The 17,240-nt window shown below is 39.6% G+C and carries 13 protein-coding genes; 10 read left to right on the top strand and 3 right to left on the bottom strand.

Translation table 11 applies throughout. The features are described 5' to 3' along the window. Window positions 1–67: 67 nt before the first annotated feature. Both KHA99_RS27430 and KHA99_RS27425 read left to right on the top strand, forming a co-directional pair. A complete protein-coding gene (locus KHA99_RS27430) occupies window positions 68–1,294 on the top strand; it encodes an MFS transporter (protein ID WP_213120691.1) in 1,227 nt (408 codons plus the stop codon). A 215-nt stretch (window positions 1,295–1,509) separates the two neighbouring features. Beyond that, entirely contained in the window at window positions 1,510–2,376 is an 867-nt protein-coding gene (locus tag KHA99_RS27425; protein WP_213120690.1) for an alpha/beta fold hydrolase, read from the top strand. Between the two features lie 167 nt (window positions 2,377–2,543). Here the strand turns inward: KHA99_RS27425 and KHA99_RS27420 are convergent, their stop codons facing one another. Beyond that, complete coding sequence (locus KHA99_RS27420) at window positions 2,544–2,723, bottom strand: hypothetical protein (RefSeq protein WP_213120689.1); 180 nt, start codon at window positions 2,721–2,723, stop codon at window positions 2,544–2,546. Between the two features lie 435 nt (window positions 2,724–3,158). Here KHA99_RS27420 and KHA99_RS27415 point away from each other — a divergent pair, with 435 nt between their 5' ends. Both KHA99_RS27415 and KHA99_RS27410 read left to right on the top strand, forming a co-directional pair. Next, window positions 3,159–3,845: a response regulator transcription factor gene (locus KHA99_RS27415; RefSeq protein WP_213120688.1), complete on the top strand. Its 687-nt coding sequence runs from the start codon at window positions 3,159–3,161 to the stop codon at window positions 3,843–3,845. Continuing rightward, entirely contained in the window at window positions 3,820–5,895 is a 2,076-nt protein-coding gene (locus KHA99_RS27410) for a HAMP domain-containing sensor histidine kinase (protein WP_249366983.1), read from the top strand. The genes KHA99_RS27415 and KHA99_RS27410 overlap by 26 nt, the downstream gene beginning before the upstream one ends. Window positions 5,896–6,045: 150 nt before the next feature. On the opposite strand, the gene KHA99_RS27405 is transcribed toward KHA99_RS27410, so the two are convergent. Next, complete coding sequence (locus KHA99_RS27405) at window positions 6,046–9,078, bottom strand: efflux RND transporter permease subunit (RefSeq protein ID WP_213120687.1); 3,033 nt, start codon at window positions 9,076–9,078, stop codon at window positions 6,046–6,048. A gap of 430 nt (window positions 9,079–9,508) precedes the next feature. Here KHA99_RS27405 and KHA99_RS27400 point away from each other — a divergent pair, with 430 nt between their 5' ends. From KHA99_RS27400 to KHA99_RS27375, 6 genes are all read left to right on the top strand, one after another. Further along, entirely contained in the window at window positions 9,509–10,261 is a 753-nt protein-coding gene (locus KHA99_RS27400; RefSeq protein ID WP_213120686.1) for a helix-turn-helix domain-containing protein, read from the top strand. A 189-nt stretch (window positions 10,262–10,450) separates the two neighbouring features. Then, on the top strand, window positions 10,451–11,815 hold the full coding sequence (locus KHA99_RS27395) for an MFS transporter (protein ID WP_213120685.1): 1,365 nt from the start codon (window positions 10,451–10,453) through the stop codon (window positions 11,813–11,815). 56 nt (window positions 11,816–11,871) lie between these two features. Beyond that, on the top strand, window positions 11,872–12,723 hold the full coding sequence (locus KHA99_RS27390; protein ID WP_213120684.1) for a creatininase family protein: 852 nt from the start codon (window positions 11,872–11,874) through the stop codon (window positions 12,721–12,723). Between the two features lie 130 nt (window positions 12,724–12,853). Then, complete coding sequence (locus KHA99_RS27385) at window positions 12,854–14,089, top strand: MFS transporter (RefSeq protein WP_213120683.1); 1,236 nt, start codon at window positions 12,854–12,856, stop codon at window positions 14,087–14,089. Window positions 14,090–14,453: 364 nt separating this feature from the next. Then, on the top strand, window positions 14,454–14,942 hold the full coding sequence (locus tag KHA99_RS27380; RefSeq protein WP_213120682.1) for a YehS family protein: 489 nt from the start codon (window positions 14,454–14,456) through the stop codon (window positions 14,940–14,942). 17 nt (window positions 14,943–14,959) lie between these two features. Next, a complete protein-coding gene (locus KHA99_RS27375) occupies window positions 14,960–15,667 on the top strand; it encodes a M48 family metallopeptidase (protein ID WP_213120681.1) in 708 nt (235 codons plus the stop codon). A 589-nt stretch (window positions 15,668–16,256) separates the two neighbouring features. On the opposite strand, the gene KHA99_RS27370 is transcribed toward KHA99_RS27375, so the two are convergent. Next, the gene (locus KHA99_RS27370; RefSeq protein ID WP_213120680.1) at window positions 16,257–16,718 is read right to left on the bottom strand and encodes an SRPBCC family protein; all 462 of its coding nucleotides are present in this window, start codon (window positions 16,716–16,718) and stop codon (window positions 16,257–16,259) included. Between the last annotated feature and the right edge of the window lie 522 nt (window positions 16,719–17,240).

Below are 17,240 nucleotides of genomic sequence, written 5' to 3'. Positions count from 1 at the left end.
TTTCTTCTATTTTTACGATTGAAAACTCCCCTTACAATAAAAGCAAAGATAGGAAGGGGATGTAATCGTGTCGATATCATCTGTGAAGGTGAACAAAAAAACAATGAGTATTTGGAGGAATCAATCCTTCCTCATTCTGCTAAGTTCGACATTTCTACTGAGTATTGCCAATCGTATATATGAACTGCTGCTGCCATTGATTCTGTTGGAATTGACTAATTCTTCGGTTGCTGTCACCACGATGAGGACCTCGGAGTTATTGCCTAATTTACTGTTTGGCACCTTCATCGGTGTGTTCGTTGACCGCTTGAATAAAAAGAAGCTTGCCCTCTGGTCGATTGGTCTGCAAGCGGGGCTGCTCCTGTGCTTGGCCTGGATGTTAAAAATAGAAACCACTTTGCTAGCGCCCTATTATCTTATTGGATTCTTGCTGATGACTTTCAATTACGGATATTTCAATGCACAGGTAGGGCTGGTGAAAATGAACATCCCGCCCGAATATTTTAATTCAGCGAATGCCAAGTTTTCGTTCATTGAAACATTTGTTAGTGTGATGGGACCAGTCATTTCCGGATTGATGCTGCTGCTGCCGTTTTTCTATAATGGCCTGTTGGTGACCGCTTTTGCTTATATACTTTGCTTTGTCATACTGTTCCGATTATCACACCAATCGGAATCCCGCCGTCAGGCAAGCTCAGGTTTTATGGCCGACTTTATTGAGGGGTGGAATGCTTTCAAGACAAACAAAGCTCTATGGATGATGACCATGTTTATCATGGTATTAAATTCAACCATGGTAGTGGTCCAGACAACAGTGATTATTTTTGCAAAAATAGACCTTGGCCTCACGTCATCAAAAGTAGCGATGGTGATCTCGGCTGTCGGGATTGGCGGAATGGCGGGCAGTTTGTTGTCGGGCAAGCTGCGGAAGTCGTGGGGTCTCGGTGTGTTGTTCGGTGTGTCCGCAATTCTCCATACTGCTGCCTATTTGTTGATGTATATTTCAAATAATTACCATACGTTGATTATAGCACTGTTTATCAGTGGAATGGCTACATCATTTTATACCGTTTGTGCTTATACGTTCCGGCTTGAACAAACGTCACCCGAACTGATTGGCCGGATTAGCGGAATAACCGGAACGTTTTTCAGAGTGGGGATGCCGGTCACGGTCTATCTGTCGGGCTGGGTGATGAATGTTTGGGGAGCTGCTCCGATTTTTCTCGCGGCAGGGCTCGTGAATTTAATCGTGTTTCTTGCGTATCGCAAAACTTTTTTGTGGAAATTGAAGTAGGATTTCTTGGGGAGGGCTCATATATCCCTGTTCATTTTGGGAGGTTCATAACCACCGAACCCTTGAAAAAGCTAGTGGCCTGGTCGTTATTATAACGACTGAACACTAGGAAAAACCATGTCCCCGGTCGTTATGAAAGATATATATTTCTAACTTCTGGAATAAAAGAAACAATCTATTAGAAAAGAATTTAAAAATAACCTATGAGGTGAAATATGAAAAATTTGACCTTTCCCAATCCGGTCAAGAGAGAGTTCTATTACAAGCAATATGACGAATCACTGAAACACTGGAACATAGAAATAGAGACCTTGTATATCGAAACGACTTTTGGGAAAACACATGTGATTGCCTGCGGACCTAAGGATGCACAGCCGGTTGTTCTGCTTCATGGCATGACCGTAAGTTCGACAATGTGGTTTGCGAATGCTCCCGTTTGGTCCCAAAGCTATCGTATATATGCCATCGACACGATAGGCGATTTTGGAAAAAGCGAATGCATTCGCCCGGTCACAACCAGGCCGGAGTTAAACAGCTGGCTGAATGAGGTACTGGATGCCTTGAACATTGAAGTTTTTTATTTAATTGGTCACTCTATGGGGGGATGGATTGCACTTCAGTTTAGTTTGCAGTCTGATAGAGTTAAGAAATTGGTTTTACTGGCGCCAGTCATGAGTCTTTCTGGTTTAAACTGGAGATTCCCCTTCAAACTGCTCCCGGCAACTTTATTAAAAAACTCCTATTCTATAAGAAAATTGTATGAGTGGATGTTTGCAAAGCAAAATACGCCCAGCCCATTATTGTACAAACAATTCCTGGCAGGTTATAAACTTGGGAAAATTCAATTAAAAGTGGCTCCAACCGTCATGAAAGAAGCAGAACTGAAAGGATTGCGGCCAGAAACTTTAGTTTTAATTGGTGAGGAAGAGGTGATTTATTCCTCTGTCCAAAAGGCAATAAAGCGTGCTGATGAAGCGCCGAACATGACAGTACACCTGATTCCGGCCTGTTCGCATTGTCTGCCTGCTGAACAATCTTATATGGTGAACGATTTGGTTAATCAGTTTTTGGCGGAGAGGTAAAGGGAGGGAACAACGGGCAATCGAAAATTCCCCATTTGTTAGACCGTGCCATGGGGTGGGCTAAAAAGCATGTCCAAACAAGCAAAATGAACTTTATTAGCGAAAATGTTAAGAGGATAGACATCATTCTATCCTCTTTAAATTCCTTTTTATTAAACTATCTAAGTTTAATGAATACCCGCCAACCAGTACATAAATACAAAGACAACAACAAAGGTTAAGACTGCCCCTGCTATTGTTTGATTGCGGATGTCTTTGCCATGTTTGATGTGGTTGATTAATTGCACAAAATTCAAGAACCAAACAACACCAATAAGCGGTACGGCTAATAATAGAACATACGGCATGATGAACCTCCTTATATATCTTCCTACGGTTGATTTTAATACAAAGGTTACTTCTATAGATATTAATAATTTTGGAGGTCTAGACAGATATTTATTAATAAGTAAGTGTTAATGCATAAGAAGCAGTGTCTACTGAGGTTGTTGCACTTATTCCGGAAATGAATACATGGGGACGGTTCTGCTGTATCATTTCTATCCAATGACATAAATTGATGCATGAGAACCGTACCTGGAAGCCCAAAGGAACAGTAAGCTGTTCCTTTTCCTGTTTTCCAAGGTCTTCAAAGTCACAAAATACGGTATGCTAGGTACATGTTAAGAAAATCTTAAGATTTGCATCATGGGTTTATTAAGATTTGCTGGGTATCATGGTCTCAGGACGAAAGATAAAGGGGAGATTGGATATCCGATACAGATATAGAGGTGATTTTTTTTATGAATATATTAGTTTGTGACGATGATCAGGCAATTGTCGAAGCGATTGGTGTCTACTTAGAAAATGAAGGGTATCAAGTATTCACAGCCTATAATGGATTAGAGGCGATTGAAATCATTGATAACCAAACGATCCATTTGATTATTATGGATATTATGATGCCCAAGCTGGATGGGATACGAGCAACGATGAAAATTAGAGAAGCTAACAACATCCCTTTGATCATGCTTTCAGCCAAATCAGAGGATTACGATAAAATTCTGGGGTTAAACGTCGGTGCGGATGACTACATAACAAAGCCATTTAACCCACTGGAATTAATTGCAAGAGTGAAATCCCAGCTGAGACGATACACAACCTTGGGTAGTCTTGAAACCAAGAGTCATGTTTATCAAACGGGAGGGCTCGTAATCGATGATGAAAGTAAAACAGTTACGGTCGATGGAGAGGCTGTTCACCTGACACCGGTTCAATATAAGATTTTAAAGCTGTTGACGGCTAACGCCGGCAGAGTTTTTTCCATGGAAGATATCTATGAAAAAGTTTGGAACGAAACGGCATATAGTCCGGAAAACACGGTTTCCGTTCATATTAGAAAAATCAGAGAGAAAATAGAAATCAATCCTAAAGAGCCAAAATATTTAAAGGTGGTGTGGGGAGTTGGATACAAGGTTGAAAAAATATAGCCATTCAATCATAACCAAGATAATTGTGTTTCTCCTGGTGGTTACCTGTTTTACAGGCTTAATTAAAACAATTGTTGATGTAGAAGTGGTTCACGACGGGGAATTTAGCAGTGCTTTTCAAGACAATTATTTTCAAAGCCATTCCTATGTAAAAGAAAGTGGTTACCTTGCGGAGGATCTCACCCGGTTGGTTGGGTTCTATAAGAGTGAAGAACATATTTTAAATGGCGGAACGGTCGATGAGGATGAATTAAAAAGACGAGAACAAGAGTTATTTTATGACTTTCAAAGTAATTCAAAGAGTTATAATCCCAATTTAACAGAAGCGGAAAACTTTGAAAAATTTAAAACTGAATACGCAGATAAGATCGCCCAAGTTAGGGATGAGCTGATAAGGAATGATTTAAGGGATTTTCATTCGCTATTGCAGAGGGTAGAAGAGGTTAAAAATCCTTTTTATTATGCCAGTGATGGTGTCAATGTCTATAAGAACAGCTCGAATACAGCAAAAGAACAGTTTAAATCCTTTCCTTCCTATTTAATCCTAGAAGACTATAAAAATGAGCTGTACCCAAAAGAAGCGGAGGAGAATGAAAATCTCCATCAGGCGATCCAAAGTAAAGAGGATTGGGACCCAAAAGGCCAGGCCGTATATGTAGCTTATTCGAAAGAGTTTTTACAAACGAAAATCCAAGACTGGAAAGAGACCAAAGCTATAGCAACGGCCAGCTTTTATAAATTGCTAGCCTATCTAACAGGTTTCATTCTTTCCTTCCTGTATCTAGTATTCGTGACGGGCAGAAAGTCATTCAAGGATGAAGAGCTTCACCTGCACTCGATTGATAAATTATTTGTTGAATTGAATATCCTCATATGTATGGGGTTAATGGCGTTATGGGTGGCCCTGTTGGATAACTTCGCATCATCAAACATCCCGAAATTGGTTATTCCGATTACAATCCCGATTTCGGCAGCAGTACTCTTATTCATCTTATCACTCATCAGGCATATCAAAAATCAAACCATCTTCAAGCATACTCTAATCTATCAAATTATTTATAGGCTAATTCAATTTGTCAGACATGTTTATGGGAGCGGAAGTGTTGCTGTAAAGACAGTATTAATCGTCATCGGATATCCAGTGCTGGTTGCTTTAACCTTTTTCATGTTTCCAATTACTATTGGGTTTGCGGCCTGGTTTGCCCTTAAGAAGGTAAAGGCTTTCCAAGCCATAAAGGAAGGCGTTGCAAAAATTAAAGAGGGCGATATTCATCATCGTATTTATGTTGGTGAAAAAGGAGAGTTTGCTGGTCTGGCTGAGAATATTAACAGCATTACTGATGGTTTAAATTCAGCGGTTGAAAGCGAACTGAAAAGTGAACGATTAAAAACGGAATTAATAACAAATGTCTCTCATGATATACGGACACCATTAACAGCCATCATTACCTATGTCGATTTATTAAAACAAGAGAAAGACCCTGTAAAAACAGAAAAATATCTTGAAGTACTGGATCAAAAGTCGAAGAGGCTTAAAACTTTAACGGATGATTTATTTGAGGCAGCAAAGGCGTCCAGCGGAAATATTCCAGTTCAATTGGGGAGGGTCGATATTGTCTCGTTAGTCACTCAGGGGCTAGGGGAAGTGAGCGATAAAATAGAAGCTTCCGGGTTAGATTTCAAAATCAATTATCCCGATGAAAAGTTATATGTCTTAGCCGATGGAAAATTATTGTGGAGGTCCATTGAGAACGTATTATCCAATACTTTCAAATATGCGCTCCCAGGGTCAAGAGTATATATTCAATTCGAGGATGCAGGGAACGTGATTCTACTTACCTTCAAAAACATGTCTGCTTATGAATTAAATATTTCAGCAGATGAGTTAATGGAACGTTTCAAAAGAGGAGATGAATCCAGAACCAGCCAAGGCAGCGGCTTAGGACTCTCTATTGCCCAAAGCCTCATTGAAAATCAAGGAGGAAAGTTTGCCATTCAAATTGATGGAGACTTATTCAAGTCAATGATCTATATGCCGAAGGATCAATGACAGCCTTCCAATCAAATTAAGTGCCTGTCACTTCCCGCATGTTTATTCGGGGCGTGACAGGCACTTTTTTTTGAGGCATGGGGACGGTTCTTCTGCATCATTTTCGTCCAAAGACAAATATTGATGCATGAGAACCGTCCCCGTGCTTCATTATTGACCCAAAGTACTTTCTACCTGGTTAGCTTGCAGTCTTTGTTTCTTAGCTTTCCGGAAGTGGAATAGTTCGTAGAATGTCGGAATGACGATCAGTGTCAGCAGGGTGGACACGATGAGTCCGAAAATAACTACGACGGCAAGTCCCTTGGAAACAAGGTTTAGGCTCATTGCTGATTCATGTGCAAACAAGAGTGGCAGCATGGCGAATACTGTTGCAAGGGCAGTCATCAAAATAGGCCGTAAACGTACGGTACCAGCTTCCAAAATCGCTTCGCGAATACTCATTCTTTCCTCGTTATGACGGATCCGGTCAACCAGCACGATCGCATTCGTTACCACAATTCCGACGAGCATCAGCATTCCGATACCAGAAGAAATATTAATGCTTGAGTTGGTAACAACCAGCCCTAACAGTGAACCGATGGCTGCAAGCGGCAACGAAATCAGGATGGCGACGCTTGCCCGGAACGACTTTAAGGTCACAAGCAAAATCATAAATACGATTCCAATGGAGAACATGGCAAGCTTAGCGAGTTCCCCTAATTGGTCGGATGACTGCATGGATGAACCCGTAAGCTCTGCGCTTGTTCCTTTGGCAAACGTATCATCTTTGCTCCAAGTGACAAGCTGCTGCTGAATTTTGCCGGCCACGTCGACCATTTTGTCTGGATTGACTTGAGCCGTGACTTGAAGATAATGATGTCCGTCTTTAGTAAAAATGGTACCTTGCTGCTTACTTTCTTCAACCTTCGCAATGCTGGATAAAGCAACAGGTCCATTTGGTGACATCAGCTGTAGATTTTTCAAATCGTCTGCCGTTTGAACTTCTTTTAGTGCTCCTAATTTTACAGCGGTCGTCCGTCCGTCTATTTTGATGCTTCCAATTACAGCAGGCTGAAGCATCGCATAAATGGACTGGGAGATTTCCTGCGCATTTGCTACTTTTGAATCTACCTGAATGGTGATGGTTGGCTTTGTATTTTGATCGTTACTTTCTACTTTTATTACACCATCGATGCCACCGATTTTTTCCTTTACCTTATCAGCTGCTTTTTTAATGTCAGTATCATTTTTTCCAATAACATCAACAGAAACAGTCGTTTTGTTGGCTCCTAGCAAACCAGCTGTATCTGCAGTCAGTTCCGCATTTGGAAACTGGTCTTTAGTTTTTCGGATGTCTTTTACAAATTTAGCAGAATCGGTCCCTTCCTTAGGGAAAACCATAAAGCGGACGACGTTTGCATCCTGCAGATTGCCGTATTGTGCCGCTTCCTCATTGACTCCTGCAATGGCAATATGGGTTTTTACACCCTCTTTATCAGCAAGGATGTTCTCCATTTTCGCAACCCCATCTTCCATTTCGCTAAATGGAGTTCCGTTTTGATAGCGAAGACCGATTTCTATATAGGCGGAATCCTTTTGGTCAACAGACCCTTTAGGCATGCTCACAAATAATCCGACAGACCCGACGACAACGAGAACGGCTATGGTGATTGGCAGCCATTTATGGTTAAGCGACCATTTCAACAGCGATGGGTAGAAGGAATTCTTCTGTTTTTCTTTCACCTTTACCTTTGTCATCATACGAGCGCTGAGTGCTGGTACCACTGTCAACGAAACTAGCAGCGACGATAGTAAGGAACAAGTAATCGTAATAGCGAACGGGGCAACAATATCCCGTAAGCCTCCAGAAACAATCAGCATTGGAAGGAATACTGCCACCGTTGTGAGAGTGGATGATGTGATGGCTGCACCCACTTCTTTTACCGCATCGATCAGAAAAGCAGGGGTTAATTCATTATCTTTCTTTCTTCGATAAATATTTTCGACTACCACGATGCTGTCATCCACTAGCCGTCCAACAGATACGGCAATTCCTCCGAGCGTGAGGATGTTTAAGGTAACGCCAAAGAAGGAAAGGAGAATCATCGTAATACAAAGTGACAGCGGAATGCTGACAATCGTGATCAGGGTCATTCGGAAACTGCGCAGGAATAACCAGATAATAAGCGTTGCAAATAATGCTCCAGTCAATACTTCTCTTGTCATCGAATTGATGGAATCAAGAACTGTATCGCCCAAATTCATCACAATCGTTGCTTGGAGCGTTCCCTTATAATCTTGATTGATTTTTTTAACGGTGTCTTGGACCTCTTGCCCAAGCGTTACGGCATTGGAGGTGGAATCCTTCTGAATAACGACGTCAATGAAATTCTTCCCGTTCAAATGGGTAATGCTTTGGGTATCTTTTTGCATGGTAATATCGGCAACATCCTGTAGTTTAGTGTCACCATTTAACTGGATGTTTTTGAGGTCGTTAAGCGATTCTAGTTTGCCTGTTACGATAATGCTCGTTGCTTCGTTATTTAGCGTTTGCTCACCCATTGCGACGGATGCATTTTTTCCTTGAAGAAGGGTATAAAGTTTTTCAAGCGGGAACCCAGCAGCGGCTAATTTTTCTGGATCGACTTTAATCATTACCTGTTGATTTTTCCCGCCGTTTACGATGACATTGCCGATACCTTTTAAGTCTTGGAACATCGGCATAATCTCATTTTCTACAAGATTTAGCTCAGTATTGCCAACTTCCTTATCAAAGGTGAGGCCTAATTCTACAATTGGAATTTCAGATGTGTTCAGGTTGACAACGTATGGTTTCATGACTCCATTAGGGAGATTGACCATCGAAATTCTTTCTTGTATTTGCTGTTTTGCCTCTTTTACATCAATGCTGGACTCAAAGGTGACGGTCAACTGGGTAAAGTTATTCCCGGTTTGTGCGACTACATTTTGTTTTCCTCTAACGCCGTTTATGGCTTTCTCAATTGGCTGTGTAACCTGTTCATCCATGCTGACGGCATCGACACCGTTTCCGACGACAGAAATCGTAACGTACGGCTGATCAGCAGATGGCATTAGCTCCATTGGAATCGTAGTGTAACTGAAAATACCAAAAATCATTGAGGCAAGTACGGAAAAGGTTAATGCCGCTTTATTCCGTAACGCCCACTTGGTAAACCAAGTCATAATATGTACCCCCTAGTACAAAAGTATTACAAACAGGTAAATTATACCTTTTTTGCCACATTCTGAATAGTCCGTTTTTGTTAAATTTACAAAAAAATAACCTTAGAGGACGATCCAGCTGGCATTTTGTATTTAACACTCTTGATTATAGGGCCACAGGGCAATTCCAATGTAGTAACCAAAGTCAATAATTCTATGTGACTTTCGTCATAAATGAGGCATTGGGACGGTTCTTGTGCATCATTTTTTTATGGGTCTCCTTGACAAAAGTCTGCAATTAAGATTCTTTTTGCGGCTAATAACACAGATGTCATTGAAAAAACAGTTGCAGAAGGGAAGATTCAGACGAGGTCTCTTAATTAAATGCAAGATAGTGGCAATAAATAATATAATGGGTAGATAAGCCAAATGTGTAAGGCAGGGAATATGAATGAACGATCATCTGCAACCAGATACCCCAAATCCAAATATTAATCGAAATGGACTTACACCTGAATTCATTGAAGCCGGTCATAAATTCAGGGAAAAATTGCTCTATAGAATTCAAATTGGTGATCGGGAGTTGATAGCTGACTTTGAAAAGGATCCATTTTTGAAGTTAAGTGATGACCAATTTAACCTTCTAAACAGAGTCCCAAATAATAAAATGCGATCCTATAAAAATATTCTATTATCACACAATACTCTCTATAGCTATGCAGCAGAAAAAGGCGGATTAAGTCCATGGCAATGCCACTTTATCTCAGAAAAATATGCCATAATGATTGAGCATGCCGAAACCATTACTAAACTGGATAAAATTCATTCATATATGGTAAAGGAGTATTCTGACCCCACAATTAGAAAATCAAATAGCGGCAGCTTAACAATTGTGGAGAAAGCAGAAAACTATATTGAGATGAACTTTGCAGAGGACATTTCGATGGAGGAAATAGCCCGAAAAATACATGTTCATCCGTCTCATTTAATGCGGACGTTTAAAAAAGAAAAAGGCATAACAATTAGTAATTACCGGAATCTAAGAAGAATGAAGGAAGCAAAGGAGCTCATCCTAAACTCTAATCTTACGATGACGGAAATTGCCATCATGGTTGGCTTCAGCAATCCCCAGTATTTCTCCAAATTTTTTAAAGAGGTAGAAGGAATCACCCCAGTCGAATTTAAAAAGCAGAAAAAGAAATGAAGGGCGCTTGAGTATTTCATGCGCTTATTTTCTGCGTTCTAGGACTTTTTTTTAAAACAGAAATTTCGCAATTATACTATAAAAGGATGCAACTATAATATAAAAACGTTTTCAAAATCAGATATATACTTAATTTCAAGAAATAAATTAAGCGTTTGCAAAATCTACAGGAAAAAATGGGGGCTTTATATGAAGAAGTTTGGAGTAAGAGACCAGGTTGGATATGCGCTAGGGGATATAGGGGGAAGTTTTGTTAACTTATATATAGGTGGATTTTTCTTGATTTTTTGTACTTATGTATTAGGTGTAAGCCCTTACTTTATGGGAACGATGTTTTTGTTGGGTAAATTCTTTGATGCAATTTGCAATGTGGTTATGGGTACTCTTCCTGACCGTTGGAAATTAGGTAAATCTGGCGATAAATTTTTGCCGTATATTAATATTTCTAAATGGATTTTAGCCGCTTCCTGTTTATTAGCATTTGCAAACGTATCCAGTTGGGGATCTGCAGCAACTCATATATGGGTAGTATTCATTTATTTATTCTTCTGTGTTGCATATACAGCCGATTCCATTCCTTACGGTTCGCTTGCATCTGTTATTACAAATGATCCTGTTGAACGCACAAAATTATCTCGTGCCCGTGCTATTGGCGGTATGGTTGTCGGCCTTGGATTTTTATCATTCGTTCCAATGTTTATTTACGATAAGGCTGGAAAAGTGGTTCCGGAAGCATTCTTTCAAATTGCCATCGTCTTCAGTATTTTATCCGTTTTAGCTTATACAGGACTTGTAAAATTATCAACAGAACGTATTCGTGATGAAAATGGCCCAGGAACAAATTCCGACTATCAATTTAAGGATGCGTTTATGGTAGCGATTAAAAATAGACCGTTAATCGGAATGATGGTTGCATCAATTGGCTCACTCCTGATGATAAATGGCGTAAGTCAATTAGCTCCAATTGTCTTTGCAGAACGTTATCATATGCCAAGTGCTTTCGCTATTAACTCTTTCATTAGCATTGGTATTACGCTTGTGTTATTCGCCATCGTTCCTAAACTCGTTGTAAAGTTTAATAAAAGAAATTTAGTTATTGCTACAGCATTCTTCAGTTTAGCAGCATCACTAGTATTGACATTAGTTACAATCGAAAATGTATACGTGTTCATGGTTTTATATAACCTTGCTACAATCGGCTCAGCTGTCTTCGTTATGGTTGTTTGGGCTCTTGTAACAGATTGTATCGATTATGCAGAACTGCAAACTGGAAAACATTACGAAGGAACACTTTACTCCCTCTATTCCTTTGCTCGTAAAGTAGGGATGGGATTAGGTTCTGCGATCGGAAGTTACGCTTTAGGCTGGGTGGGTTTCGTTTCCGGAGCAAAATCTCAATCACCGGCAGTGGCCGAAGGCGTAGCAAAAATGTATACCGGTATGCCAGTCCTTGCATTCATCCTCATATTGATTGGTGTGGGTTTAATCTATAACCTTAATGCGAAAAGAACCAATGAAATGTATGCAGCATTAAAAGAAAGAAGAGCGTCTTAATAAGGTGCTCCCTATACGGTGATGCTTTATAAAATGAAATGGCAGGAGAGGTTTATATGCGTACTAGATTTCTTTCAAAACTGACAAATGGGGAAGTCGAAGAATATTTAAATAGAAATGATATCATATTTGTTCCTGTTGGAGTAACAGAAACACATGGAGCTTTACCGCTGGATTCTGAAACGGTTCTTGCAGAAGCGATTGCATTAAAAATGGCCGAAGAATCAGATGGGCTTGTATTGCACAACCTGCCTTATTTCTTCCCAGGCGGAACGATTGTCGGCCGGGGGACGATTCAAATGAGCGTAAAAGACGGAATGGCTTATTTAGATAAAATCGCCAAGTCACTACTAAACCAAGGCTTTAGACGGCAAATTTATATCACCAGTCATGGTCCAGCTTACTTGACTGTAAGCGGGATGGTTCGTGATTTCTTTGATGAAACGAAAGTGCCTGCTCTTTATATGGACGTATTAAAGGCAGCTGAGGCAGCCAAGTTCAATCTAATGGATGCATTCCATGATATGTCGATTGGTGCTTATAAAATTCTAGGCAGATTAGAAGATGTTCCATTGAATGTACCTGAATCTCATTCTGTAACTTATGATGTGCAGCATATGTTAGCAGGGATGAGTAAGAATCCTGGTAATACATTAGGAAAGTACGCTTATCAATCCGGTGCAGTGGGTTCTTACTTCTATGAGCCATCCGATCATATGGCTACACCGCTTTTGACAACACCAGAGGAAAGAGAAGAGCATGCAGAAGCTGGTGTACAAGCAATTAATGAATTTGTAAAAGCATTGGATATGCCGGCTATTGTTGAAACACTTCGTCAAGTCGATGAATATACGAGGGATACCGTTCTTCCAAAATACGGGGCACATTTGCAAGGCAGAAATGCATAAATTTCAATAAATAAATGAGATTTCAAAAAGCGATTCCTAATATTGGAGTCGCTTTTTTTTCGAAAACTGGTTTCTACCGCCGCCAGAAAAACCATATATATAAAGTAAAAGTTCACAGAGGGTAGATACATTGGACAAACAAAATAGCCGATTTAGATGGGTTGTATTTGCTTCAGTACTGTTTACTTATTTATTCATGTCGAGCCAGCGAACTGCTCCGGGATTGATTACGGACCAAGTGATGAGGGATTTTCATGTAACAGCAACAACGATTGGTTTACTTGCAAGCATTCAATTTTTTGTTTACACTGGTTTGCAAATTCCGATGGGGATTATGGCTGACCGATTTGGCCCCAATTTTTTTCTCATTATCGGTGCGATCCTTACGGGTCTCGGTACCATCATTTATAGTCTCGGCACCCATGAATTTGTCTTGTTTTTTGCCAGAATCCTGACGGGGATGGGGGATGCGACCATCTGGGTCAATATGGTGTTAATCTTGAGCCAATGGTTTAGTGCGAAGGAATTTACCCGCTTAATCGGTGTGGCAGCAATGACGGGGAGTCTTGGTTTTCTTTTGGCGACAGTCCCATTCTCCTTATGGATTGACCTGTTTGGTTGGAGGGCAGCGTTTTTTTCAACAGGCCTATTATTATGTCTATGTGGCATTTTCCTATATTTTGTGCTCGTCAAAAAGCCAAAACAAATCTTACCTGATAAAACAATAACTGAAAAAAGTGAGATCCAACGGGAAAAAACGTTGGTTTTACTGCGAAGAATTGTTTCATATCGCCAGGCATGGGCGTTATTCTTATGTCACTTTGGGATTGTCGGAACGTATGTAGGTTTTATCGGTTCATGGGCAGTGCCCTATGGGATGGATATGTATGGAATGACACGTTCCGAGGCGAGCCGGCTTATTTTGATTGGTCTGGTTGGGGCACTGATTGGTGCTCCTTTATCCGGCTGGATTTCAAGCCGGTTAGAGATGATTAAACGCCCTTATGTGGTTGTCCATATTATTCTAATCTTGAGTTGGTCTACCTTTCTTTTATTTAAAGGGAATCCTCCCAATTTCTTGTTAACGATGCTTTTCTTTGTTATTGGTCTTGCGTATGGGGCAAATGCCTTAACGTTTGCTGCTGTTCGTCAATCTTTTCCAATCATGGAATCTGGCCTTGCCTCCGGATTTGCGAATACAGGTGGATTCTTGAGTGCCGTATTGCTGCCAAGTATTTTTGGAAATGTCTTGGATCACTTTCAGACCGCTTCAGGCAGTGTAAGTGCCGGCTACTACCATGGTCTCATCACACCAGTCATCTTCTCCATAATTGGCTTGATTGGAGTGATCACGATCAAGGAATGAGGCATGGGGACGGTTCTTCTGCCTCATTTTTTATTTGTCTAGACTGGTTTCGTAAATGTTTTCAGGTTTTATTTGCGATTTTAAGGGTTTTATTTGCGAATCCAGCACTTTTACTTGCGATTTTACGAGTTATATTTGCGAATTCGACCCCTTTATTTGTGAAATCCTTAAGCAGTAATGTTTTTTAAGTATTTTTCTTTGAGGGTTAGTTCCCTGTCACTTTCAAGCCTTACTTGGCAGGAGGACTGCCCTCCCGTTTCTCTATTGTTTTTTTGAAATCCGGTTGGCAATAATGTAATATTAGTTAAATCAAATGGTGCTTGGACATGCGAAAGGCACTAATTTTTTTATATGGAGGCCAATTGTGGATAATAACGATATATTAATACGGCTGCGATATGCGCTGGAACTAAAAAATAAAGAAATGGCTGAGATCTTTCAGCTTGGCGGTGTTGATGTAACAGTTCCGGACGTAATAAAGATCCTCACGAAGGAAGATGATGAAAGCGAAGACCAGCTTAAATGTAATAACAGTATGTTCGATTCGTTTTTAAATGGATTTATTGTCTATAAAAGAGGAAAGCAAGAGCCAAAACCAGGACAGCCTGAATCATATGAACCGTCAATTAAGAAAAGTGCAAACGTTAATAATCTCCTCTTGAAAAAAGTAAAAATAGCTTTAGCATTAACTACTGACGATATGTTGGATATTTTTGAGGAAGCAGGAATCACGGTTTCAAAAGGGGAACTCGGCGCTTTATTAAGAAAAGAAGGGCACAAGAATTATAAAGAATGCGGCGATAAATACGCCAGGAACTTCTTAAAAGGACTGGCGATTAAATATAGAGGATAAGCCTTGCAGGTGATGACATGATACATACCTACTTAGGGGAGACAATACGTTTTGAGATCAAGTACAAAAATCGTACATCTGTAGGAATGACGATTGATAGCTATGGAAATGTAGAAATCCAGGCTCCGAAAGGGACATCTGATGAAAAAATTCTTCAGTTATTAGAGGAAAAATGGGACATCATTCAGCGAAAATTAAAGGAAATGAAGGGCAGGCTGGACGGGCCACAGGAAAAGGCCTATAAGCATGGTGAAAGCTTCCTTTATTTAGGGAATACCTACCCCATACAGATCATCCAGGATAAAAATATAACGGAGGACCGTGTATCGTTTGAAGGTGAAAGGCTGCATATATATGTGAAACAGCTTGATGATGAAAAAATCAAACAAGCCTTAAAGCGATTTTATTATCAGCAATGTAAGGCTTTAGTGGAGAAAAGCATATCCTCCTATCAAAGCCACTTCAAAACAAAGCCACGTTCCATTCGGATCACGGATAGCAAAACCACATGGGGAACCTGTGATTCAAAACTGCAGTTAACCTTTAACTGGAGACTGGCAATGGCACCACGAGAAGTAATTGACTATGTAGTCGTTCACGAAATGTGCCATATGGTTCACTTGAACCACGACCGATCCTTCTGGCGCCTGGTAGGAAAAATAATGCCTGATTATAAAGAAAAGGAAAACTGGCTGAATTTATCAAGTTGGAAAATGACAGTTTGAGGCATGGGGACGGTTCTTCTGCCTCATTTTTTATTTGCCTATTAATTTTTTTCGACGTCAAAAGTCGTCAATTTTTTTGTGTGGTAATAATGCGAAAACCTTTAGCAGCAAAGTTTTTTTAGTATTTAATTAAACGTTTGAATAACAGACAAATATTTTAATCGCTTATTAGGGTTTATGCTTTCATAACAGGCATGACCGAGTTTTTAAACAAACGTTTGTATAGATTGCTAGAAGGGAAATCTGACGAAGATTGACAATGGTAGTTGAGGTTAGGGTGTTTGATCGGTTTGGAATATAAATTCTTCGTTTTTCTTCTTGTTTATTCAGCAATTTTTTTGCCTCAAAAAGCAGTCAATTCCCCGCTATGAATAGATCTTGAACAGATTTAATCAGACGTTTGTGTAAACGACAATAATTTTAGCCGTATAATAAATAATTGCTTATTTTTGTTCACTATTTATTAATTTTAACCAAACGATTATTTAAAAAAAGCGAATGGGGAATTATGTCGGAATTTGGGTAGCGCTATAAAAGGCCAGCCTCCCTAACATTAATCGTAAAACAGGAGACTGTCCCTTTTTTGGTGCTAAACTCTAGATACATTATTATTAACCTGCTCCAATTTAGTGGCGATTGCAGTAACCATATCCTTCGTTACATTAGGAAGCTGAGACTTTAAGATTGCATTAACCACCGGTCCCGTTGCGCCACCGGCAGTGAGCTCAAGAAAGCCTGTGATCTTCGTTTTATTTTTATCCACCGCTTCTGCTAGAAAATATCCTTCACCAGTAAGTCCTTCATTTACTCCCTTTAACTGAAATGTAATCTTTGTCGGTTCGATCCATTCTTTTATGGTGACCATCAGACTCATCTTTTTCTTTATAAATCCGATGTTACTATTAAACTCCCAAATAGATTGACGGTTCGTAAATTTTCGATGTTGAATATATCCGGGGATAAGAGGAGCCCAATTATCCATATCCTTAACAAACTTCCAAACCTTATTGATCGGGACATCCACCTCAACTTGATGCATTCCGGTTGGCATTCATTTTTCCTTCTTTCCGTTACAATATAAGATCTTCTTATATTTATATGTTTCATTATTTAAAGGGAGATTTGTCCCTTATAGCTTGGGCGAAGGATATCAATGGTTTCAGATGTACCGTGGCTTTTAATTCAATAAGGATGAGGTATAAAGTTTGGGATTCATCTAAAAAAAATGAAAAAATAGATTGACGTGTTAAAAATAATCTAGTAATATAACATTTGTCGCTAAGAGATATGGCGAAAAACATTTTATCTCTAAAAAACAGTTGACATTTAAAGATCACTACAGTAATATTAATTACTGTTGCTGAATTAAGTTGCTAGCCTCTTGAAAAAAGCGGTTGACTAGTTCAGAAAGAGATGATATATTATTATTCTGTCTCTGATAAAATTGTTCTTTGAAAACTAAACAAACAAAAACGTCAACAAACAATAATTATCATGTTTCTTCTATATTAAATAGAAAACATGAGCCAACGTAACATTTTTGAGCTAATCAACTCAACTTTATTGGAGAGTT

The sequence above is a fragment of the Neobacillus rhizophilus genome, from assembly GCF_018343535.1.
Taxonomy (GTDB): Bacteria; Bacillota; Bacilli; order Bacillales; family Cytobacillaceae; genus Neobacillus; species Neobacillus rhizophilus.
Note: the sequence above shows the minus strand (reverse complement) of the source record. Positions and strands in the feature narration are given on the sequence as shown.

Excerpts from the sequence above, each read along its gene's own strand:
- KHA99_RS27425 (WP_213120690.1), top strand. The coding sequence starts at position 1,510 with ATGAAAAATTTGACCTTTCCCAATCCGGTCAAGAGAGAGTTCTATTAC.
- KHA99_RS27395 (WP_213120685.1), top strand. The coding sequence starts at position 10,451 with ATGAAGAAGTTTGGAGTAAGAGACCAGGTTGGATATGCGCTAGGGGAT.
- KHA99_RS27400 (WP_213120686.1), top strand. The coding sequence starts at position 9,509 with ATGAACGATCATCTGCAACCAGATACCCCAAATCCAAATATTAATCGA.
- KHA99_RS27390 (WP_213120684.1), top strand. The coding sequence starts at position 11,872 with ATGCGTACTAGATTTCTTTCAAAACTGACAAATGGGGAAGTCGAAGAA.
- KHA99_RS27370 (WP_213120680.1), bottom strand. The coding sequence starts at position 16,718 with ATGCCAACCGGAATGCATCAAGTTGAGGTGGATGTCCCGATCAATAAG.
- KHA99_RS27405 (WP_213120687.1), bottom strand. The coding sequence starts at position 9,078 with ATGACTTGGTTTACCAAGTGGGCGTTACGGAATAAAGCGGCATTAACC.
- KHA99_RS27415 (WP_213120688.1), top strand. The coding sequence starts at position 3,159 with ATGAATATATTAGTTTGTGACGATGATCAGGCAATTGTCGAAGCGATT.
- KHA99_RS27420 (WP_213120689.1), bottom strand. The coding sequence starts at position 2,723 with ATGCCGTATGTTCTATTATTAGCCGTACCGCTTATTGGTGTTGTTTGG.
- KHA99_RS27375 (WP_213120681.1), top strand. The coding sequence starts at position 14,960 with ATGATACATACCTACTTAGGGGAGACAATACGTTTTGAGATCAAGTAC.